Annotated in this window: 20 protein-coding genes; 12 read left to right on the top strand and 8 right to left on the bottom strand. The window is 58.8% G+C overall.

Going from position 1 to position 22,261, the window contains the following annotated elements; translation table 11 throughout:
• Nucleotides 1-112: 112 nt before the first annotated feature.
• Nucleotides 113-2,308, bottom strand: coding sequence for an FUSC family protein (locus ABF824_RS04070; protein WP_415486606.1), 2,196 nt, complete (start codon nt 2,306-2,308; stop codon nt 113-115).
• Between the two features lie 244 nt (nt 2,309-2,552).
• Here ABF824_RS04070 and ABF824_RS04065 point away from each other — a divergent pair, with 244 nt between their 5' ends.
• A complete protein-coding gene (locus tag ABF824_RS04065) occupies nt 2,553-2,894 on the top strand; it encodes a YidB family protein (protein ID WP_415486604.1) in 342 nt (113 codons plus the stop codon).
• 28 nt (nt 2,895-2,922) lie between these two features.
• On the top strand, nt 2,923-3,435 hold the full coding sequence (locus ABF824_RS04060; protein WP_415486602.1) for a hypothetical protein: 513 nt from the start codon (nt 2,923-2,925) through the stop codon (nt 3,433-3,435).
• Nucleotides 3,436-3,465: 30 nt separating this feature from the next.
• Here ABF824_RS04060 and ABF824_RS04055 read toward each other — a convergent pair whose 3' ends face one another.
• From ABF824_RS04055 to ABF824_RS04025, 7 genes are all read right to left on the bottom strand, one after another.
• Nucleotides 3,466-4,419: a bifunctional riboflavin kinase/FAD synthetase gene (locus ABF824_RS04055; protein ID WP_415486600.1), complete on the bottom strand. Its 954-nt coding sequence runs from the start codon at nt 4,417-4,419 to the stop codon at nt 3,466-3,468.
• Nucleotides 4,419-5,129 carry an acireductone synthase gene (mtnC, locus tag ABF824_RS04050; protein WP_415486599.1) on the bottom strand — a complete coding sequence of 237 codons (711 nt, stop codon included), beginning with the start codon at nt 5,127-5,129 and terminating at the stop codon, nt 4,419-4,421. Before mtnC ends, ABF824_RS04055 begins: the two co-directional genes overlap by 1 nt.
• Nucleotides 5,130-5,144: 15 nt before the next feature.
• Nucleotides 5,145-5,690: a 1,2-dihydroxy-3-keto-5-methylthiopentene dioxygenase gene (locus ABF824_RS04045; RefSeq protein ID WP_415486595.1), complete on the bottom strand. Its 546-nt coding sequence runs from the start codon at nt 5,688-5,690 to the stop codon at nt 5,145-5,147.
• Nucleotides 5,691-5,692: 2 nt separating this feature from the next.
• Nucleotides 5,693-6,358, bottom strand: a complete 666-nt coding sequence (locus ABF824_RS04040) for a methylthioribulose 1-phosphate dehydratase (RefSeq protein WP_415486593.1) — start codon at nt 6,356-6,358, stop codon at nt 5,693-5,695.
• 45 nt (nt 6,359-6,403) lie between these two features.
• Complete coding sequence (locus tag ABF824_RS04035) at nt 6,404-6,670, bottom strand: twin-arginine translocase TatA/TatE family subunit (protein ID WP_415486591.1); 267 nt, start codon at nt 6,668-6,670, stop codon at nt 6,404-6,406.
• Between the two features lie 199 nt (nt 6,671-6,869).
• The gene (locus ABF824_RS04030; RefSeq protein WP_415486589.1) at nt 6,870-7,331 is read right to left on the bottom strand and encodes a CHAP domain-containing protein; all 462 of its coding nucleotides are present in this window, start codon (nt 7,329-7,331) and stop codon (nt 6,870-6,872) included.
• A 20-nt stretch (nt 7,332-7,351) separates the two neighbouring features.
• Nucleotides 7,352-7,987, bottom strand: coding sequence for a regulatory protein RecX (locus tag ABF824_RS04025; protein WP_415486587.1), 636 nt, complete (start codon nt 7,985-7,987; stop codon nt 7,352-7,354).
• Between the two features lie 223 nt (nt 7,988-8,210).
• On the opposite strand from ABF824_RS04025, the gene rplK reads away from it, so the two are divergent.
• From rplK to ABF824_RS03975, 10 genes are all read left to right on the top strand, one after another.
• Nucleotides 8,211-8,645, top strand: a complete 435-nt coding sequence (gene rplK, locus ABF824_RS04020; protein ID WP_415486585.1) for a 50S ribosomal protein L11 — start codon at nt 8,211-8,213, stop codon at nt 8,643-8,645.
• Between the two features lie 4 nt (nt 8,646-8,649).
• Nucleotides 8,650-9,342 (top strand): 50S ribosomal protein L1, encoded by a 693-nt coding sequence (rplA, locus tag ABF824_RS04015; protein ID WP_415486583.1) that lies wholly within the window; start codon nt 8,650-8,652, stop codon nt 9,340-9,342.
• 285 nt (nt 9,343-9,627) lie between these two features.
• Complete coding sequence (rplJ, locus tag ABF824_RS04010; RefSeq protein ID WP_415486581.1) at nt 9,628-10,152, top strand: 50S ribosomal protein L10; 525 nt, start codon at nt 9,628-9,630, stop codon at nt 10,150-10,152.
• A gap of 92 nt (nt 10,153-10,244) precedes the next feature.
• Nucleotides 10,245-10,622 carry a 50S ribosomal protein L7/L12 gene (rplL, locus tag ABF824_RS04005; RefSeq protein WP_415486579.1) on the top strand — a complete coding sequence of 126 codons (378 nt, stop codon included), beginning with the start codon at nt 10,245-10,247 and terminating at the stop codon, nt 10,620-10,622.
• A 226-nt stretch (nt 10,623-10,848) separates the two neighbouring features.
• Nucleotides 10,849-15,021, top strand: a complete 4,173-nt coding sequence (rpoB, locus tag ABF824_RS04000) for a DNA-directed RNA polymerase subunit beta (protein WP_415486577.1) — start codon at nt 10,849-10,851, stop codon at nt 15,019-15,021.
• 135 nt (nt 15,022-15,156) lie between these two features.
• Nucleotides 15,157-19,338 (top strand): DNA-directed RNA polymerase subunit beta', encoded by a 4,182-nt coding sequence (gene rpoC / locus ABF824_RS03995; RefSeq protein ID WP_415486575.1) that lies wholly within the window; start codon nt 15,157-15,159, stop codon nt 19,336-19,338.
• Nucleotides 19,339-19,842: 504 nt separating this feature from the next.
• Nucleotides 19,843-20,214, top strand: a complete 372-nt coding sequence (gene rpsL, locus ABF824_RS03990) for a 30S ribosomal protein S12 (protein WP_003621118.1) — start codon at nt 19,843-19,845, stop codon at nt 20,212-20,214.
• A 15-nt stretch (nt 20,215-20,229) separates the two neighbouring features.
• A complete protein-coding gene (gene rpsG, locus ABF824_RS03985) occupies nt 20,230-20,706 on the top strand; it encodes a 30S ribosomal protein S7 (protein ID WP_415486574.1) in 477 nt (158 codons plus the stop codon).
• A 100-nt stretch (nt 20,707-20,806) separates the two neighbouring features.
• The gene (gene tuf / locus ABF824_RS03980) at nt 20,807-21,997 is read left to right on the top strand and encodes an elongation factor Tu (protein ID WP_415486572.1); all 1,191 of its coding nucleotides are present in this window, start codon (nt 20,807-20,809) and stop codon (nt 21,995-21,997) included.
• Nucleotides 21,998-22,129: 132 nt separating this feature from the next.
• Nucleotides 22,130-22,261: 30S ribosomal protein S10 (locus ABF824_RS03975; protein WP_415486627.1), on the top strand; the 132-nt coding region annotated here is incomplete at its 3' end.

The following is a 22,261-nucleotide window of genomic DNA, read 5'->3' as shown; positions in this document are numbered from 1 at the left end:
CTCCGGCTACGGGAAGCCAGCGTTTCTTTGTCATAAGCAGCACCTTCGTTTCTGCAACGGCTTTGTGGGATGCTTAACGCCGAAGAAGGAGAAGGTTTGCCTGATGTTGTTGTCAGTCGCCGACCTTGAAGCGTTTGGAGGCATCAAGAAACACCTGATTGACCTCCAGTTCGTGGGAAACGACGATCAGATAGGCAATGGCGCGGGTCAGTTCGAGACGAGCTGTGATGTTTTCCTCCCGCGCTTCAATCTGTCGGAGAATGGCTGTTGCACGCCGCGCAGCCGTTGAGGTTCGCTGATATTTGCCGGTGAACTGGCTCATGCGAAGCATCGTGATCTGCACCGCCTGCTGTGCGCGTGGCGGAAGCTGATGGCGTTCAAGCACATTACGCAGCCTGATGATGTTCAGACCGATGGTCATCGCCGCCAAAGTACCCTGCAAGTATCCTTCGATGGTGGGCGAAGGTGTTGGGCCGGCATGGCGGATGACACGGGCGAAACGGTCAATATTGCGCCCCGTCCAGTCCTCGGCCTGCGGAATCGGCTGTGCTGCCGCAAGAGTGCGGAGATCCTGCAGCATGGCCTTCCGCATTCTCCACCGTTCATCGGCGGCGCTGAAGGGTAGTACGAGGCGGAAGATGGTCACGGCAAACGCCACACCGGCCAGCACGGCGCCGGTGGAGTTGAACCACTGGACCTCGTTCCAGCGTCCCTGATTCCACGTATGCACGAAGTTTGGCAGCAGCAGCGTGTAGGCCGCGCCATGCAGGGCCGTGCCCGAATTGCGGGAGGCGAGTCCGCCCGCCACCATTGGCAGGAAGAGCGCGACCACGAGTTCTTCGTAGACGGTCAGTTGGGGCACAATGAGAAAGACGAGGAAGAACGAAACGGCTGCCGCCCAGAAGCTTCCTTTGAGAAAGTTGGTCGTCGCCAGAACCGGGTTTTCACGGGTGGCGAACAGGCCGCACACCAGCGCCACGAAGGTGACAAATCCCAGTCCGCTCGGCCATGCGGTGACTTCCCACAGAAGCCCGGCGGTGATTGTCGCGGCGGCGGCGCGAATGCCGTTATAGCCAGCTTCGCGCCAGTCGCGATGCGATTGCAGGCGGAAGCGGAAATGATCGCCCTGAATGGTCGTGTGGCTCGCCTTGAATTCCGCCAGAGCCACATCGAGTTCGGCCAGCAGTTCGTCCAGCGCATTGTGAAGAATGCGGCGATCGAGCAGCAGGGGAATGCGTGGGTCCTTACCGGTGCGGTCGCCAATGGCGATTTCTTCCGTCAGCGCATCAACGATCTGCTGGCGGCATTCACCACGCAGAAGGGCAAGATCGTGCCGTGTCGCCTCGACATTTTCGTCAGTATCGAGACGGGCAGGCACGGACGAGAGAAACGCACGTGTAAGAACAGCAGTCCGTTCGAAGACACCCCGGCTTTCCTCATTGAGCGACTGAAGCCGGACCGCCATACCGAGGCCGCGTGAAAGCAGCACGGAGACGGCGGCGAGGGCGGCGCGTGCGTGGTCACCCTCATGGCCATGCGGTCCCATCTCCACTTCACTGAATTCGATCTGATCGTTCAGGGAAAGAAGGGGGCCAAAGAGAGACCGTGAACGGATAAGCGCGGCCTGATTGCCCTCAAGTAGGCTGGAAATGGCGTCCGAGACATTTGTCAGAGCCGTCCGCAGCTTCCGACGCATGTTGAGATGCGCCATGCTGGACAGATTGTGCGCCAGCAGCGCGGCGAGCAGCGCCTCGCAGAAGATGCCCAGCACAATATAGGTCGCGCGGGACATGGCGACCATGAAGACATTGTCCGGATTGGGCACGGCGCCGAGCGCGATGATGGCGGTCGTATAGCCTGCGAGCACCAGTGCATAGGAACGGAAATTGTGCACCAGTGTGGCCAATGTACAGCACACCCCGAGCCAGATACCCAGTGCAGGAAAGAACAGCCACGGATTCTGGGGGAAGGCGGAGATCAGCGTGATGGACATGATCACGCCGATCGCCGTGCCGACGAGACGCCACTTGGACTTGGAAATACTTTCGCCGCGCGAGCCCTGCGCCACGATCCAGACGGTCATCGCCGCCCATTGCGGGTCGTCGAGTTCCATCCACATGGCAATGACCATCGCCATGAGGGCGGCCACCGATGTGCGCACGGCAAAGCCGAGAGCCGGAAGCGTGGGCGCATACAGCCATCGAAACGCTTCGTTCCGTGATTCCCCGGGTCGCCCTATCGGGCGGAGGTGGCTCAGGAAAGAGATACGCTTGAGCAGAAAAAGTGGGATACCGGGAAGCGCTGGCACTGTTCTGCCTGGGTGGGAGGAAAGACGTTGAACTTATGGATACCGGAAGTCAGCGTGATGTCTTGAGGGGCTGGCCGCATATCTGACATTTCCACTGGGTAATCCTGCCCCACCGATCAGGTCGAACATATAATGTAAAGAGTGATTGGTCGCCAATCCGAAGTAATTACGTTACACTCTTGGTCACTGGACTCTTCACCCGCCGGGTCGGGCCGAAAGTCTGCTATTCGCATGAGGGTGAGCAATGAGCTTTTTCAACGATCTCGTGGACAAGGTTGGAAATGCGATCGGGGTCGATCTGCACGCCAAACTGGCGGAGCAGCTACAGTCGCTCCTGCAGCCGGACACGATCCAGCAGCTCGTCGCCAAGGCAGATGAGGCTGGTCTGGGCGATAAGGTCCGTTCATGGATCGGCAAGGGCGACAATGTGCCCGTTACCGCCGAGGAAGTGCAGCAGATCGTCGGCAATCAGGAAGTGCAGCAGCTTGCCCAGAAGACGGGTCTTCCCATTGACACACTCCTGACGGCTCTTGCCCATTTCCTCCCGGCGGCGGTCGACAAGAAGACCCCCGAGGGAGAGGCGTGAGCGGCAGGACGAGGCGCTACAATACGCGATGACGATTGGTGAGCGGATAACCCGGGCCGACCTCTGGATTCTCGACCGGGTATTTCAGCCGATGGCGGATCGCCTGCCTGAGCGGTTGCCAGCTTTCGAGGCAGGCATGAGTCTGCTGTTCGGCTCACTGATGCTCTCGGGCGCCGCCACGGCAGCGATGATCTTCCTGCTTGGCATGGACCCGTTCAGCGCGATCTTCAACGTGTTGATCTGGTTGCTGTGGGTGTCGTTCTATCTGGGTGTGAACCGCATGCGGCCATTGGTGAAGCGGGGCTTCGCCAATCCGTTGCGTGTCATGTTTCAGGGGCTACGGCCCATTTCTCTTGTATTTCTGGTCTATGCCGCATGGCAGGGCTCGACCGTGCCCGCGCAATATACCTTCGCGGCATGGTTCAACACGCTGGCAAACGCGACGTTTGTCGTCGGGGTCTATTTCGTGTCGTGCAATGTGTCCCCACCGCCAGCCCGTCAGTCCGTCTGGCAGAAGGATTTCGCAGGCGCTCCCGATTGAGGGGCGCCTGATTCAAGGCATTCGGCGGAATCAGCCTGAAATGTGCGCTGCCTGTTCCGCCGCCAGCACCCGGCGCGCCTGTTCGGCATCGCGGGCAATCTGCTCCTTGAGCGCGTCAAGGCTCTCGAATTTTTTCTCGTTGCGCAGCAGCGAGTGCAGTGCGACGGAAATCGTCTGACCGTAAAGGTCGCCGTTGAAATCGAACAGATTGGCTTCCAGCCGACATTCGCTGCCATCGTTGATGGTGGGACGACGACCGATGTTTGCCACACCAAAATGCGTCTGTCCGTTCGCCAGTCGCACGGTCACGGCATAGACACCCCGGGCGGGTTCAAGATGGCGGCCCAGCGGCACATTGGCCGTTGGAAAGCCGAGAATGCGGCCTCGCTTGTCGCCATGCTGCACCACGCCCCGAATCGACCAGGGGCGACCAAGTTCACTCCCGGCCCGTTCAGGGTAGCCATCCTGAAGGAGACGACGGATACGGCTCGAGGAGTAGGGACCACTGGCATCGCAGAAAGCGGGCACAAGTGTGAAGCCCATGCCAAGCTCACCAGCGCGTTCGGCAAGAAAGTCCGTATTGCCGCCGCGCCGATGACCGAAGGCAAAATCCTGTCCGCAAGCGATATGCTTCAGCCCCAGTGCTTCATGGAGCACGTCATCGAGGAAGCGTTCGGCTGGCATTTCGGAGAATGCCTGATCGAAGCGGATCTGGAAGACATGGCGGACACCGAGGGCCGCGAGCGCGGAAAAGCGCTCTTCTGCCAGCGTCAGGCGGAAGGGCGGGTCCTGTGGACGGAAAAGTTCGCGGGGATGCGGTTCAAACGTCACGACCGCCAGCGGTTCTTCCGGGCGGGTCTGCCGCAGCGTGTGGACCAGATGGGCGTGACCGAGATGCACGCCATCGAAATTGCCGAGAGCCGCGACGCAGCCACGCGCCTCGGCAGGAATGTCGCGCCAGTCCGTGTGAAGCTGTGCCCGCATCAGTCCGCCCTGCTTTCCGGCGCAGGCAGATGAAAGAGGGTCGCCACTTCGGCCATGGAATGTGCGACAGGATGGCTTTCTCCGGCAACGGTGCCGTCTTCCAGTCTCACCATCTGACATGTCAGCAAACCGGCAGCCTGCGCTGCATCGAGTTCCGCCACTACATCCGAGACGAAGAGAACGTCCGAGGCGTTCCATTTCATCGTCTCAAGGATTCGGCGGTAACTCGCGGTCTCTTTCTTGCCGCCCATCTCCAGATCGAGAAACGCGCTAAAGAGGGAGGTCAGATCGCCATCGGTCGTGTGACCATAGATCAGACGTTGCGCAGGCGCGGAGCCGGAGGAATAGACTGCGAGTGTCAGGCCAGCCTGTTTCCACGCGCGGAGGGCAGGGGGCACATCGGGGAACAAGGTTGCGACGAGCGCGCCGGAGGCATAGCCATCCGCCCAGACGATACCTTGCAGCGCCTTGAGGGGGGCGACTTTCGCGTCCTGATCCATCCACGTCATGAGCTGATCCAGAGGCTTCATGCCCGGCGCAGCCGCCTGCGTTTCCTTCAAAGCCGTCTGGACTGCAGGATCATCCCCTCGTTCCCGGATCAGGGCCGGCAATGCTTCACGTGCGTAGGGAAACAGCACCTTGTGAACGAACGCGACAGGCAGCGTCGTGCCTTCGATGTCGAGGAGTATGACGGACGGGGAATGTGACATGATTTTACCAGACGATCAGTCGATCAGAGCCGGAAAGCGGAGCGCGATGTCGTCGTTGGTATAGTCCGCGATCCAGCCTTCCTTGTGAGTGAAGATGCGCAGAGCCACGACATCGGGATTCTCGCCAGCGTCGAACCAGTGCTGCACGCCAGTCGGCACGGAAATCAGGTCTCCCTGCGTGCAGCCGACATCGTACACCTTATCGCCGACATGGAGGACGAAATGGCCACGTCCATGCACGAAGAAGCGTACCTCATCCTCGGAATGGGTGTGCTCGGAGAGGAATTTTTCCCGCAATGCCTGACGGTTTGGAGTATTCACGCTGATGCTGATCACGTCCGCTGAGCCAGCATTGGTCTCGCCCATCAGCTTGTCGAGATAAGGACGATAGCAGGCGAGGATTTCTTCCTGAGAAGCCTCTCTCGGTGGCGGCTCCACATCGGTCCAGCGCTCGAAGCGGACGTTGATTGGCTTCAGGCGATCCGCAATGGCGTGCGCATTGTGCGTGGTGAATTCTGGCTGCCCGGGGCGGCGGTCGTCATAAATGACAAGACTGCTCATTCTCAAACTCCCTGAGGTGCAGGTGTCGGGGCGAGTTTCAGGCGTTCCAGTTCACAGGCCAGAAGGAACTCAAGCCCTTCCAGTCGCGCCAGTGCGACGCCCATGTCAGGCCCCCATACATAAACGCCGTGTCCCTGAATGATATAGCCCGCCTTCATGTCATCCAGAAACAGGGAGACACTTCGCGAAAGATGGGCGATGTCCTGATCATTGGGGAATATGGGGACGGAAAGACGCGCCTCGTGGGTTGTCTGGCCTTCAAAGACCTTCAGAAGCTCGTAGTCCGCCAGATACAGCACGGGTTCCGTGGTGTTCATCGACAGAACGGTTGCGGCGATCGAATGACCGTGAAGGACAGCGCCAGCATCGGGAAAGTGGGCGTAGATCTGGCAATGCAGCAGCGTTTCTGCGCTGGGGCGGTCGCCTTCATGAATGGGTTTTCCGTGAAGGTTGACCTCAATCACGCCCTGCGGAGTCAGGAAACCCTTGTGTCCTCCTGACCGTGTGACGGCAATGCGTCCATCGGCCAGCCGGACACTGAGATTACCGGCTGTCGCCGGGACCCAGCCGCGCTGATCCATCCGTTTGCCAGCCTGAATGATCTGCGTGACGGCGGCACTCCAGTCATTGTCCTGCGTCGTGGACAAGGTCTGTGAAGGATCATTCATGCCTGAACATATTCCTAAAACGTGAGACAGCCGTCTGTTCTACACTCAGTGGGTGTTGGAATTGCCGGAAGCGGGGGCCGTCGGACGCTGTTCGGCCTGGAAGTTGGAAGCCGTACCCTGCGGCGGCGGAATCTTGCCATCCTGCGCGGAGGTTCCATGTTCCATGGACTCGTCGTCTTCCAGATTTCGCTTGAAGGATTTGATGCCTTTGGCGAAATCGCCCATCAGCGTGCTGATCTTGCCGCTGCCGCCGAAGACGATAAGCACCACGGCCAGAACAATCAGCCAGTGCCAGATACTGAAGCTACCCATTGTGTCGACTCCTCACTCTGACCGTCATGCGGCAGACTGACGCAAACGGGGCAATGATACTGCTGCTTTTACATGACTGAATAAAGGGACATGGCTGCCCCGGAACATTCATGCAAGTGCCCTGAGGGCATTCGTGACGGTATTTACACGTCAGGGAACCAGAACGCCAAACGGGAAACCGTGACAATTCGTGCCGGTCTCATGAAATCCACCCATCGGGACGTGCCGGAAGAATGAAGCCGAAGGTGGGGTAGACTGTGCGCCCCATCGTGCTGGTGGGCGACCACCAGACGCGCACGCGGGTCCAGTCATTTCGTGGGGAAACATCAACCACAGGCACAGCGTGATCCACGCGCCCGGGATTCCAGTTGGCCTGATCCACCAGAATGGCCCGGGTGCCACGCACGGAACGCACGACCGAGACATGCCCGTCCGGGAGACGTGAGCTGGAACGGAACACGAGAACGGCGCCCGGCGCAGGCTGCGCGGCGCGGGCATAGTGGCCATCCGCCTCCCGCCACCACGAGGCGGCGGCACCGCGTAAGGCAATGCCGGAATGCTCCCGCGCCCACGGGGCGCATTGCAGGCGACCGTGCCAGCTTCGTCCTGTTCCCCCGCCGCCGCAGTTGGCGAGAGCCAGAAGGGGAAGCAGGAAGGCCATATTCCGAAGGCAGGACCACATTACAGGTTGGCCTTCAGCGTCAGAATACGGTCTTCCGCCTCTTCAGGGTCCATGGCGAGGACCGTCTCGACAATGGCGCGGGAAAAGCCGGCGCGGGCAAAGACATTGAAGAGGCGGCTGTCCATCTCCGGAGTGGTTTCGGCTTCCACATCTTTTTGGAAAGGGCCGACTCGACGTTTGCGTGCCAGAACGAGGGCCGCCGCCAGTTCCGTTTCATAGGCGGTTTCGTCCTGACCGAGCGCCTGATCGAGTGCCTGTGTCGCGTCTTCCGCAGCAATCCCCTTTGCGGCCAACTGCATCTGCACGGCCCGACGGGATCTTCCGCCGCGTGTGAGCCGTGCGGCACGGGAGCGGGCGAAGGCCTGATCGTTGATGGCGCCAAGGGAGACCATCTCACGGGCAATGTCAGTCGCCAGAGGGCGAATCCGGTTGACTGTTTCTGTAACGCTGGCGGAATCCTGCCCTTCTTCCGTAGCTCGTTGCCCCCACCGAAGAATGCGACGTTCGAGCACCTGAGCAAGTCCGCGCTCTGTTGCCGCAAAGCGGGCAAGATGCGCAGCAGCGGCTGCATGGAGGTCTTTTCTTTCGGGGGGCGGCCCCGCTGGACGATTCTGCTTGTCCGAACGTCGTGACATGTTCGGTCACATATCACGGAAAAGGGGAGTGCTGCCAGCGAACGGAGTGCGAGGCAGCGCGCCAGTTCCCCGATTCTCCCGTTGGTGTCGGGGTTGACGAAATGCCAAACGCAGCGTATGGCCCCCGCTCCTACGGAACGCGGGAGAGTTGTCCGTGCGCTTTTTGGGTGCAGGGCAGATCGCAGGAACCGCGGTTCGGGTTCAATATAAAGGAGTCCCGGATATGGCCAAGAAAATTGTTGGCTACATCAAGCTGCAGATTCCGGCAGGTAAGGCGAATCCGTCTCCGCCGGTCGGTCCCGCTCTCGGTCAGCGTGGCCTGAACATCATGGAATTCTGTAAGGCGTTCAACGCCAAGACGCAGGGCATGGAGCCCGGCATGCCGATTCCGGTGGTCATCACCGCGTATGCCGACCGCACGTTCAGCTTCATCACCAAGACGCCGCCGAACACCTACTTCCTGTTGAAGGCCGCCAAGGTCTCCAAGGGTAGCCAGACGGTCGGTAAAGCCGCTGCTGTTGGTAAGGTGACGATCGCGCAGCTGCGCGAGATCGCCGAGACGAAGCAGAAAGACATGAACGCCAACGACATCGATGGCGCCGTGCGCATGCTCATGGGTTCCGCCCGTTCGATGGGCCTGCAGGTTGTGGAGGGCTGAGATCATGGCAAAGAACAAGCGTCTGACCGCTGCCCGCGCGACTGTTGACAGCACGAAGCAGTATGCTCTCGATGAAGCCCTTGCCCTCGTAAAGAGCAATGCGAAAGCAAAGTTCGACGAGACGGTCGAGATTTCCCTGAACCTCGGCATTGACCCGCGTCACGCTGACCAGATGGTCCGTGGTCTGCTCTCCCTGCCGAACGGCACGGGCAAGACCCTGCGCGTTGGCGTGTTCGCTCGTGGTGCGAAGGCTGAGGAAGCTCAGGCTGCCGGTGCCGACGTGGTTGGTGCGGAAGACCTGATGGAGAAGGTGCAGGCTGGCGAAATCAACTTCGACCGCTGCATCGCGACTCCGGACATGATGGGCCTCGTTGGTCGTCTCGGTAAGGTGCTCGGCCCGCGTGGTCTGATGCCGAACCCGAAGCTCGGCACCGTGACCATGGACGTCAAAGGTGCTGTTGAGGCTGCGAAGTCCGGTCAGGTTGAGTATCGCGCCGAGAAGGCCGGTATCATCCATGCTGGCATCGGTAAGGCTTCTTTCGACGCTGACAAGCTGGCTGAAAATATCCGCGCATTCGTGGATGCTGTTCAGAAGGCCCGTCCGACCGGCGCGAAGGGAACCTACCTGAAGAAGGTGGCTCTTTCCTCGACCATGGGTCCGGGTGTGAGTGTTGAAGTCTCCGCTTTCGGCGGCTGATTCTAAGGAATGATGTTGGGGGATTTCGGTCCTCTGACGATCTAGGGTGATGCTTCGGTATCATCCGATCCTGTCCAAGACCGGACGTGGCATGGCCTTAAAGTGACTTCCATTCATGGAGGTCGCGCGACCGGAAGACGAGGATGCTGGTTGTGCGGGCTTCGGTCTGCGTCGCCGTGTGTTTCGTGACAATGGACAGGCGAACCGGACCATCGGTTTCTGACTGATGGTTCTTGGGTAACACGGCCCGTTCGCTATGCGGATGGGTCAGGATGGAGACGGGAAGTGAACCGTACGGAGAAGCGCGAAGCCGTAGCCTCCCTCGCGGCCGTGTTCGCCGAGACGTCCATGGTGGTTGTCACCCGTAATGACGGGCTGACGGTTGCTGATGTGACGGATCTGCGACGCAAGGTGCGCGCGGCTGGCGCGACTTACAAAGTCGCGAAGAACCGGCTGGCCACTCTCGCCCTGGATGGGACCCGATTCGACGGCATTGCGCCGCTGCTCAAGGGACCGACCGCGCTGGCGTGGTCGGCTGATCCTGTTGCAGTGGCGAAGGTGATCGTCGAGTTCGCCAAGACCAATGAAAAGCTGGTGCTGCTTGGTGGCGCCCTTGGAACCCAGACGCTCGACGTCAACGGGATCAAGGCGCTGTCCGAGCTGCCGTCGCTGGATACGCTTCGTGCGCAGCTCGTGGGGCTCATCTCCACGCCTGCTACGCGCATCGCAGGCGTTCTCCAGGCGCCGGCCGGCCAGCTTGCTCGGGTCTTTGGTGCCTATGCCAAGACGGGCGAGGCGGACGCAGCCTGATGCGTATCCCTCGCAAGAGGGAGAAATTTCGCACGACCCGACTGTTTCGGGTTGTGCATTCGTAACCGGTATCTATATTAGGAAGACCAACCATGGCCGATCTGAACAAGCTTGTTGACGAGCTGTCCGCTCTTACGGTCCTTGAGGCTGCTGAGCTGTCGAAGCTTCTTGAAGAGAAGTGGGGCGTTTCCGCTGCTGCTCCTGTTGCTGTTGCTGCTGCACCGGCTGCTGGCGGTGGCGCTGCTCCGGCTGAAGAGCAGACCGAATTCACCGTTGTTCTCGCCGAAGCTGGCGACAAGAAAATCAACGTGATTAAGGAAATCCGCAGCATCACGGGTCTTGGCCTGAAAGAAGCCAAGGATCTCGTTGAAGGCGCGCCGAAGACCGTCAAGGAAGGCGTCAGCAAGGACGAAGCCGAGAAGATCAAGAAGACCCTCGAAGACAATGGTGCGAAGGTCGAGATTAAATAAGATCGCTGATCTTCCGATGGCTTCTTCTGGGGTCATCGCGGTTTTTTGAACTGGTTCTGGGCGGAGGCCGCTTATGGTCTCCGCCTGTTCGTCTGTAGCGATCTTCCCTTTATGAAGGCGCTGCAAAAAACGATGCGTTGGCGGCGCATTACGGGCCGGACCGTCTGGCTTCCTCTCGATTGGAGGGGGCTTGGTGGTCCGACGGCAAGGACGAGGCAGGATATACATGAACGCAATTACGAAATCGTTCACTGGGCGCAAGAGAATTCGCAAAAGCTTCGGGCGCATCCCCGAAGTGGCGCCGATGCCGAACCTCATCGACGTTCAGCGTGCGTCTTATGAGGCATTTCTTCAGGCAAATGTGTCCCCTGATGCGCGGACGCAGACGGGTCTGCAGGAAGTTTTCCGGTCTGTTTTCCCCATCAACGATTTCGCTGGTCGTGGTCGCCTTGAGTTCGTTCAGTACGAATTCGAAGAGCCGAAATACGACGTTGAAGAGTGCATCCAGCGTGGTCTGACCTACGCTGCGCCTCTGAAGGTTATTCTGCGCCTCATCGTGTGGGATGTCGACGAGGACACAGGCTCCCGTTCGATCCGCGATATCAAGGAGCAGCCCGTCTATATGGGCGACATGCCCCTGATGACGGACAATGGCACGTTCATCATCAACGGCACCGAGCGTGTGATCGTCAGCCAGATGCACCGTTCACCGGGTGTGTTCTTCGATCACGACAAGGGCAAGACTCACTCCTCGGGTAAGTATCTCTTCTCGGCTCGCGTCATTCCCTATCGCGGCTCATGGCTCGATTTTGAGTTCGACGCCAAGGATCTGATTTACGTCCGTATCGACCGTAAGCGTAAGCTGCCTGCCACCACGCTTCTTTATGCGCTTGAAGGCATGCACTCCGAAGCCGCGCGCAAACAGAAGGCGGAAGAGGGTGGTGACGTTCAGTCGATGGAAATTCGTGGCATGGATGCCGACGAAATCCTCGACTATTTCTATGGTAAAGTCGTCTTCACCAAGGTCGCAAAAGGCTGGGCGCGGCCTTTCGATGCAGACTCTTTCCGTGGTCAGAAGCTCCTCTCGGATCTCGTCGATGCGGATAGCGGTGAAGTCGTTGCGACAGCCGACACGAAGCTGACGGCCCGTATCGTTCGCAAGATTGCGGAGACGACGAAGGAAGTCCTCGCGAGCGAAGCTGATCTGCTCGGTCGCTTCATCGCCAATGACATCGTCAATCCGAACACGGGCGAAATTTACGGTGAGGCTGGTGAAGAGCTGACCGAAGCCCGTCTGCAGGCGCTTGAGGAAGCTGGTATCACCGAGCTGCCGACGCTGGCTGTGGATCAGGCCAATGGCCCGTGGATTCGCAACACCATGACGGTGGACAAGAACAGCACCCGTGATGAGGCGCTGATCGACATCTATCGTGTGATGCGTCCCGGTGAGCCGCCGACGGCGGAAACGGCTGAGGCGATGTTCCGCAGCCTGTTCTTCGATCCGGATCGTTATGACCTGTCGTCCGTTGGTCGTGTGAAGATGAACATGCGTCTGGGTCTTGAATGCCCGGACACGATTCGCGTGCTGCGCAAGGAAGACATCCTGCGTGCGATGAAAGTCATGTGCGATCTAAAGGACGGTCGCGGTCAGATCGACGACATCGACAATCTCGGTAACCGTCGTGTTCGCTCGGTGGGCGAACTGATGGAAAACCAGTATCGCATTGGTCTGCTCCGTATGGAGCGTGCCATCCGCGAGCGTATGGGCTCCGTCGATATCGACACGGTCATGCCGCATGATCTGATCAACGCGAAGCCGGCTGCTGCTGCGGTGCGTGAATTCTTCGGCTCCTCGCAGCTGTCGCAGTTCATGGATCAGACGAACCCGCTTTCGGAAGTCACGCACAAGCGTCGTCTTTCGGCGCTTGGCCCGGGCGGTCTGACCCGTGAACGCGCGGGCTTCGAAGTCCGTGACGTTCACCCGACCCATTACGGCCGTATCTGCCCGATTGAGACGCCGGAAGGTCCGAACATCGGTCTGATCAACTCACTGGCGACCTATGCCAAGGTGAACAAGTACGGCTTCATCGAGACGCCGTATCGCCTTGTCAAAGACGGCCAGATGCAGGACGGCTGGAAGTATCTTTCCGCGATGGAAGAAGAGCGGCTCGTTGTCGCTCAGGCCGATGCGGAGCTGGATTCCGAAGGTCGTCTGACGAGCGAGCTGGTTTCCGTGCGCCGTAACGGTGATTTCCGTCAGGTTGCTCCTACGGAAGTGACGGCTTGTGACGTGTCACCGAAACAGCTGGTTTCGGTTGCCGCGGCGCTCATCCCGTTCCTTGAGAACGATGACGCGAACCGCGCACTTATGGGCTCGAATATGCAGCGACAGGCTGTGCCGCTGGTGCGTTCGGATGCGCCGCTTGTTGGCACAGGCATGGAAGCGGCAGTGGCCCACGATTCCGGTGCGACCATCGTGGCGCGTCGGGCAGGTGTGGTCGACCAGATCGACGGTGCTCGTATCGTTGTGCGTGTGACGGACGAGAACGGTGCGACGCAGGGTGTCGATACCTACCGTCTGCGCAAATATTCCCGTTCCAACCAGTCCACCTGCATCAATCAGCGTCCGCTGGTCCGCGTGGGCGATCAGGTTGCTGCCGGTGACATCATCGCTGACGGTCCGTCCACGGAACTGGGTGAACTGGCTCTGGGTCGTAACGTGCTCGTCGCGTTCATGCCCTGGAACGGTTATAACTTCGAAGATTCCATCCTGATCTCCGAGCGTATCGCGCGTGACGACGTCTTCACCTCGATCCATATCGAGGAATTCGAAGTCATGGCCCGTGACACAAAGCTGGGTCAGGAAGAAATCACCCGCGACATCCCGAATGTCGGTGAAGAAGCCCTTCGCAACCTCGACGAGGCAGGCATCGTGTATGTCGGCGCCGAGGTGAACCCGGGTGACATCCTGATCGGCAAGGTTACGCCGAAGGGCGAAAGCCCGATGACGCCGGAAGAGAAGCTCCTTCGCGCCATCTTTGGTGAAAAGGCTTCCGACGTTCGTGACACGTCCCTGCGTTTGCCGCCTGGCACGACCGGCACGATCGTTGACGTTCGCGTCTTCTCCCGTCGTGGCGTCGACAAGGACGAGCGTGCCATGGCGATTGAGCGCGCCGAGATCGAGCGTCTGGCGAAGGACCGCGATGACGAACGCACCATTCAGGAGCGCGCTTTCTATAACCGTCTGCGCGAGCGTCTGATTGGCCAGACAGCGGGCACCGGTTTCAAGGGCATCAAGTCTGGCACGCCGATCACGGAAGAAGTGCTGGCTGAGATTCCCCGTGGGGCATGGCGTAATGTCAGCGTTGCTTCTGATGCCGTGACCGCCGAACTTGAGACGCTCCGTCGCGAGTTCGATGCTTCGGTGCAGAAGATTCAGGCGCGTTTCGATAGCAAGGTCGAGAAGCTCCAGCGCGGTGATGAACTGCCGCCGGGCGTGATGAAAATGGTCAAGGTCTTCGTTGCCGTGAAGCGCAAGCTTCAGCCGGGTGACAAGATGGCCGGCCGTCACGGCAATAAGGGTGTGGTTTCCCGCGTTGTGCCGGTTGAAGACATGCCGTTCCTTGAGGATGGCACGTCGGTCGACATCGTTCTGAACCCGCTGGGCGTGCCTTCGCGTATGAACGTCGGGCAGATTCTTGAAACCCATCTGGGCTGGGCCTGCGCCAACATCGGTCGCCGTATCGGCAACATGGTCGATGAATATCAGCGTGACGGCGAAAAGAAGCAGGTGCTGCTTGAGGAGCTGAAAGACGTTTACGGCGAGGAGGTTTTCAAGGCCGATATCGCCGATATGTCTCACGACCAGCTTGTCGAACTCTCCAACAACCTGCGCAAGGGCGTGCCGATCGCAACGCCGGTGTTCGATGGCGCCTCGATCCCTGACATCGAGAACATGCTTGAGAAGGCGGGTGTAGACCGTTCCGGTCAGTCCCAGCTCATCGATGGTCGCACAGGCGAGCCGTTCGAGCGCAAGACGACGGTCGGCTACATTTACATGCTCAAACTGCATCACCTTGTCGATGACAAGATCCATGCCCGTTCGATCGGTCCGTATTCGCTTGTCACGCAGCAGCCGCTGGGTGGTAAGGCGCAGTTCGGTGGTCAGCGCTTCGGTGAGATGGAAGTCTGGGCACTTGAGGCGTATGGCGCGGCCTACACATTGCAGGAAATGCTCACGGTTAAATCGGATGACGTGTCGGGTCGTACGAAGGTCTATGAATCCATCGTGCGTGAGCAGGATGATTTCGAGGCCGGTATCCCCGAGAGCTTCAACGTTCTGATCAAGGAACTGAAGTCACTGGGCCTGAATGTCGACCTGGAAAGCAGCGGTGAGTGATTTTCCGGAAAAAATGGCTGGGGGCTTGAAGGCCTCCAGCTTCGACCTGATTGCATTTAAACAGAGCGCAGGGCAGTGCGCCCGGCGTAACGTGGAACACGGGCGCGTGTTACCCGTCCTGGAGGTTTTCGGCTCATGAATGAACTCATGAAGATCCTTGGTCAGACCGGCCAGGCTGCCACCTTCGATCAGATCAAGATCCAGCTTGCATCAAGCGAGCAGGTTCGTTCCTGGTCGTTTGGCGAGATCAAGAAGCCTGAGACGATCAACTATCGTACGTTCAAGCCTGAGCGTGATGGCCTCTTCTGCGCACGCATCTTTGGTCCGATCAAGGACTATGAGTGCCTGTGTGGTAAATACAAGCGCATGAAATTCCGCGGCATCGTCTGCGAGAAGTGCGGTGTGGAAGTCACGCTTGCGAAGGTGCGTCGTGAGCGGATGGGCCATATCCAGCTCGCCAGCCCGGTTGCCCATATCTGGTTCCTGAAGTCGCTGCCAAGCCGTATCGGCCTGATGGTCGATATGACGCTGAAAGACCTTGAGAAGGTTCTTTACTTCGAGAGCTACATGGTTCTCGAACCGGGAACGTCGCCTCTCAAGCAGTTCAGCCTGCTGACCGAAGAACAGTATCTCGATGTGCTCGACGAGCATGCGGAAGACGGGATCGAGGTCGGTATTGGCGCCGAGGCGATCAAGAAGGTTCTTGAGCGTATCGACTGCGACGCCGAGAAGGTGAAGCTGCGTCAGGAGCTGAAAGAAACCACTTCCGAAGCCAAGCGCAAGAAGCTGGTCAAGCGTCTGAAGCTGATCGAGGCGTTCGCCGAGAGTGGGTGCAAGCCTGAGTGGATGATCATGGACATCGTTCCGGTCATTCCGCCGGAACTGCGTCCGTTGGTGCCGCTGGATGGTGGCCGTTTTGCGACATCCGATCTGAACGATCTCTATCGCCGCGTCATCAATCGTAACAACCGTCTGAAGCGGCTTATGGAGCTGCGCGCGCCGGACATCATCGTCCGTAACGAAAAGCGCATGCTTCAGGAAGCTGTGGATGCGCTGTTCGATAACGGTCGTCGTGGTCGCGCGATTACGGGCGCTAACAAGCGTCCGCTGAAGTCGCTGTCCGACATGCTGAAAGGCAAGCAGGGACGTTTCCGTCAGAACCTGCTCGGTAAGCGCGTCGACTATTCCGGTCGTTCGGTCATCGTGGTTGGACCGGAACTGAAACTGCATCAGTGCGGTCTTCCGAAAAAGATGGCTTTGGAGCTGTTCAAGCCGTTCATCTATTCGAAGCTTGAGAAATACGGTCACGCCACCACCATTAAGGCTGCGAAGCGCATGGTGGAAAAGGAGCGGCCGGAAGTCTGGGACATCCTTGAAGAGGTGATCCGCGAGCACCCGGTTATGCTGAACCGTGCGCCGACGCTGCATCGTCTCGGCATTCAGGCATTTGAGCCGATCCTGGTTGAAGGTAAGGCGATCCAGCTTCACCCGCTGGTCTGCACCGCCTTCAACGCGGACTTCGACGGCGACCAGATGGCCGTTCACGTGCCGCTGTCGCTTGAAGCCCAGCTTGAAGCCCGCGTGCTGATGATGTCGACCAACAACATCCTCAGCCCCGCGAACGGCAAGCCGATCATCGTGCCGTCACAGGATATCGTTCTGGGTCTTTATTATCTGAGCCTCGAAACGCCTGAATTCGGTGCGACGCCTGATCGCAATGAATATGACGAGACGACTGGGCAGATCGTAAAGGCGGGTGCGCCTTCCTATGGTTCGATTGATGAAGTCGAATATGCTCTGTCTTCGGGTGCCCTGAAGCTGCATGACAAAATCCGCATGCGGATTGATGCGATCAAGGAAGATGGCAAGACTGTCCGTGAGACTGTCATCACTACGCCGGGTCGCGTCCTGATTGCGCAGATTCTGCCGAAGAGCGACGCTATTCCCTTCGCGCTGATCAACAAGCAGCTGACGAAGAAGAATGTGTCGGACGTGATCGACGCGGTCTATCGTCACTGTGGTCAGAAAGAGGCGGTGATCTTCTGTGACCGTATGATGGGACTTGGTTTCCGTCACGCGGCGAAGGCCGGTATCTCCTTCGGTAAGGATGACATGATCATCCCGCACGAGAAAAAGGAACTGGTTGATCACACGGCTGCCGAGGTCAAGGAGTTCGAACAGCAGTATCAGGATGGTCTGATCACGGCTGGCGAGCGCTACAACAAGGTGGTTGATGCCTGGTCGCGTTGCACGGACGAAGTTCAGGCCGCGATGACCAAGGAGCTGTCGAAGGCCGAGATCGGCAAGCCGATCAACTCGGTCTGGATGATGAGCCACTCCGGTGCGCGTGGGTCGCCAGCGCAGATGAAGCAGCTTGCCGGTATGCGTGGCCTGATGGCCAAGCCGTCGGGTGAGATCATCGAACAGCCGATTATCGCCAACTTTAAGGAAGGCCTGTCGGTTCTCGATTACTTCACCTCGACTCATGGTGCGCGTAAGGGCCTCGCGGATACCGCGTTGAAGACGGCTAACTCGGGTTATCTGACCCGTCGTCTGGTCGATGTGGCGCAGGACTGCATTATCGTCGAAGAAGACTGCGGCACGGAGCGCGGTCTGACTGTTCGCGCCGTCATGGATGGTGGCGAGGTCATCTCCTCCCTGTCCGAGCGTATTCTTGGCCGTACGTTGACAGCGGATGTTATCCACCCCGCTACAGGTGAGGTGCTGTTCAAGCGAAATCATCTCGTGGACGAGGCAGATGCAGAGGCTATCGAGCAGGCTGGTGTCGAGACGGTTCTTATCCGCTCTGTGCTGACCTGTGACAGCCGCGTCGGTGTGTGTGGTCACTGCTATGGCCGTGATCTGGCACGCGGCACGCCGGTCAATATCGGTGAAGCTGTCGGCGTTATCGCAGCACAGTCTATCGGTGAGCCGGGCACGCAGCTTACCATGCGCACCTTCCATATCGGTGGTGCGGCGCAGCGTGGTGCGGAGCAGTCAACGGTCGAAGCTTCACGCGATGGCAATGTGACGATCCGCAACCGGAACGTGGTTCACAATTCCCAGAACGTGCCCATCGTGATGTCGCGTAACTGCGAAATCATTCTGGCGGACGAGAATGGAACCGAAAGAGCCCGTTATCGTGTGCCTTATGGTGCGCGTCTGCTGGTCGAAGAAGGTCAGGCTGTCGAGCGTAACCAGAAGATGGCCGAGTGGGATCCGTACACCCTGCCGATCATCACCGAAAAGGCTGGCACGGTCGAATATCTCGACCTGATCGACTCCATCACGCTCGTCGAGCGGATGGATGAGGTCACCGGTCTGACATCCAAGGTGGTTGTGGACTACAAGCAGGCGGCTAAGGGTGTGGATCTGCGTCCTCGCCTGCAGCTGAAGGACAGCAACGGCAACGTCATCAAGCTGGATAACGGCAATGACGCTCGTTACTTCCTGTCACCGGACTCGCTGCTCTCCGTCGAGAACGGTGCGCAGGTCCATGCAGGTGACGTGCTTGCGCGTATTCCGCGTGAAGGTTCGAAGACGCGTGACATTACCGGTGGTCTGCCGCGTGTTGCCGAACTGTTTGAGGCGCGTCGTCCGAAGGATCATGCGATCATCGCCGAGAACGAAGGTCGCGTTGAGTTCGGCAAGGATTACAAGTCGAAGCGCCGCATCATCGTGAAGAACGATGAAACCGGTGAAGAGACCGAATATCTGGTGCCGAAGGGCAAGCACGTTTCCGTTCAGGAAGGCGACTTTGTCCAGAAGGGCGATCCGCTGGTCGACGGTCCGCGCGTGCCGCATGACATTCTCAAGGTTATGGGTGTCGAAGCTCTGTCCGATTATCTCGTGAACGAGATTCAGGACGTGTATCGACTGCAGGGCGTGAAGATCAACGACAAGCACATCGAGGTGATCGTTCGCCAGATGCTGCAGAAGGTCGAGGTGCTGGAGCCGGGTGACACCACGTATCTCGTGGGCGAGACGGTGGATCGCATCGAGTTCGAGACGGAGAACACCAAGCGTCTTAATGCAGGTGACCGTCCGGCTGTCGCGATGCCGGTGCTTCAGGGCATTACGAAGGCATCGCTGCAGACGCAGTCCTTCATCTCTGCGGCCTCCTTCCAGGAGACTACACGTGTGCTGACCGAGGCTGCTACGGCAGGCAAGGTCGACACCCTCAACGGTCTGAAGGAAAACGTCATCGTCGGCCGTCTGATCCCGGCTGGCACGGGCAGCTTCATGAACAAGCTGCGCTCTGTGGCAGCCCATCGTGATCGGCAGCATCTGGGGCAGGGAACTGAAGCAGCCGAGTAAAATCGGTCTGTCCAGATGAAGAGATGAAGAAAGGCCGGAGCGATCCGGCCTTTCTTTTGTCCTGAGTAATATTCTTCCAATGGCAGATTGTTGGCCATTATTTCAGGTTCTGGTGACTGTTTTCACTGGCCAGAATCGAGATTCCCCGTTAAAGGTGCGCCAATTCGTTGCATAGCGACGCCGGGTGCCGAGATGGCAACGGGGTGCTTCATACGCTTGAATGTGCAGAATCCGGTCGAATCGCGTGAGTCTCCTTGACTTGCGGCAGTTTGGCTCTTAGGGTTCGCCGCCTCAGCTTCAGGCATCCCAGCTCATTGAGCTAGGCAGGCTGCTGTTAAAGCAAGGTTTAGAGCATGCGGTTCCATGCGTCCTCCGGGGCGTGTCTAGGCCGGATGTAAACATAGGCTCTACGGGCAAGTCATGTCCGTGGGGTGGTTTTGGATGACAGTCGGCAACCGGAGTGAGGGTTCGCCGGCCGAACTGTGTAAGGATCGGGAAAGGCGCATGCCGACCATCAACCAGCTGATCGCCAAGGGGCGCGAGCCTGCGGCAAAGCGGAACAAGGTGCCAGCCCTGCAGGGTTGCCCGCAGAAGCGTGGCGTTTGCACCCGCGTTTATACGACAACACCGAAGAAGCCGAACTCCGCGCTGCGTAAAGTCGCCAAGGTGCGTCTGACGAACGGCTACGAAGTGGTGAGCTATATTCCGGGTGAAGGCCATAACCTTCAGGAGCATAGCGTCGTCCTGATCCGTGGTGGTCGCGTGAAGGACCTTCCGGGTGTTCGTTATCACATCCTGCGCGGTGTTCTCGATACGCAGGGTATTGCGAAGCGCCGTCAGCGTCGTTCGCTTTATGGCGCGAAGCGTCCGAAGTAAGAGGAATATCGAGGCATGAGTCGCCGTCACCGCGCTGTAAAGCGTGAGATCCTTCCGGATCCGAAATTTGGGGATATCGTCATCACGCGTTTCATGAACGCGCTGATGTACGATGGAAAGAAGTCTACTGCTGAAGGTATCGTCTATGGCGCGCTTGACGTGCTGCAGCGCCGTAGCGGTGGAGCTTCTGATCCCGTAGCTATGTTCCATGCTGCTCTGGACAACGTGAAGCCTGCTGTTGAAGTGCGTTCGCGTCGTGTTGGTGGTGCTACCTATCAGGTGCCTGTCGAAGTTCGCGCTGATCGCCGTCAGGCTCTCGCGATTCGCTGGTTGATTGATGCTTCCCGCAAGCGTGGCGAGAACACGATGCAGGATCGTCTTTCCAACGAACTGCAGGACGCGATGAATAATCGTGGCGCAGCAGTGAAGAAGCGCGAAGACACGCATCGCATGGCTGAAGCAAACAAGGCATTCAGTCATTATCGCTGGTAAGCGGCGTCTTTTTTGTGTGTTGCAGTCACCCTCTATGGTGATTGCAGTGAAGAATGCTAACAACCGCATCCCGCTAGTTTACGGGTAACGGAGAGAAACGATGGCAAAGGCTAAATTCGAGCGTAATAAGCCGCATTGTAATATCGGCACCATTGGTCACGTTGACCATGGCAAGACGTCGCTTACCGCTGCGATCACGAAGACACTGGCCAAGGCTGGTGGCGCTGAGTTCAAAGCATACGACATGATTGACGCGGCTCCTGAAGAGCGCGCTCGTGGCATCACCATCTCCACGGCTCACGTTGAGTACGAGACGGCGAAGCGTCACTACGCTCACGTCGACTGCCCGGGTCACGCTGACTACGTGAAGAACATGATCACGGGTGCCGCCCAGATGGACGGCGCTATCCTGGTTGTGTCCGCTGCTGACGGCCCGATGCCGCAGACCCGTGAGCACATCCTGCTCGCCCGTCAGGTCGGTGTCCCGGCTCTGGTCGTGTTCCTGAACAAGGTTGACCAGGTTGACGATCCGGAACTGCTTGAGCTGGTCGAGATGGAAGTGCGTGAGCTGCTTTCTTCCTACCAGTTCCCAGGCGACGAAATTCCGGTGATCAAGGGTTCCGCTCTTGTCACTCTGGAAGATGGTGATCCGGAAGTCGGTGAAAACCGCGTCAAGGATCTGATGGACGCTGTTGACTCCTACATCCCGCAGCCGGAGCGTCCGGTTGACCGTCCGTTCCTGATGCCGATCGAAGACGTGTTCTCGATCTCTGGTCGTGGAACGGTTGTCACTGGTCGTGTCGAGCGTGGCGTTGTGAACACGGGTGACGAAGTTGAAATCGTTGGCATCCGTCCGACGACGAAGACGACCGTGACCGGCGTTGAAATGTTCCGCAAGCTGCTTGATCGTGGTGAGGCTGGCGACAACATCGGCGCTCTGCTGCGTGGCACGAAGCGTGAGGATGTCGAGCGTGGTCAGGTTCTGGCCAAGCCGGGCTCCATCACGCCGCACAAGAAGTTCAAGGCTGAGGCTTACATCCTCACCAAGGAAGAAGGTGGCCGTCATACACCGTTCTTCACGAACTACCGTCCGCAGTTCTACTTCCGTACGACGGACGTTACCGGTGTTGTCCACCTGCCGGAAGGCACGGAAATGGTCATGCCGGGTGACAACGTTGCTATGGATGTCGAGCTGATTGCTCCGATCGCCATGGACGAAGGCCTGCGTTTCGCTATCCGTGAGGGTGGCCGCACGGTCGGTGCAGGTGTGGTCGCTTCGATCACCGAGTAATACGGGGCAGGTGCCCCAACGGGCCCTGAACTGAGTGGCCCCGGCCGGAGTTGTCCGGCCGGGGTCTTACTTGGCGGCGGGACTTCCCGGGCAGACCCTGACCGGATTAGAAAGTTGGACTGAAACAAGACGATGGACAACCAGAACATCCGCATTCGCCTAAAGGCGTACGATCATCGCGTGCTTGACAACAGCACGAAAGAGATCGTCAACACGGCGAAGCGTACGGGTGCGCGGGTTCGGGGTCCTATCCCGCTGCCGACG

Source organism: Acetobacter sp. (assembly GCF_047721705.1).
Taxonomy (GTDB): Bacteria; Pseudomonadota; Alphaproteobacteria; order Acetobacterales; family Acetobacteraceae; genus Acetobacter.
The sequence above is the reverse complement of the archived record's forward strand: the minus strand, read 5'-3'. Positions and strand labels throughout refer to the sequence as shown.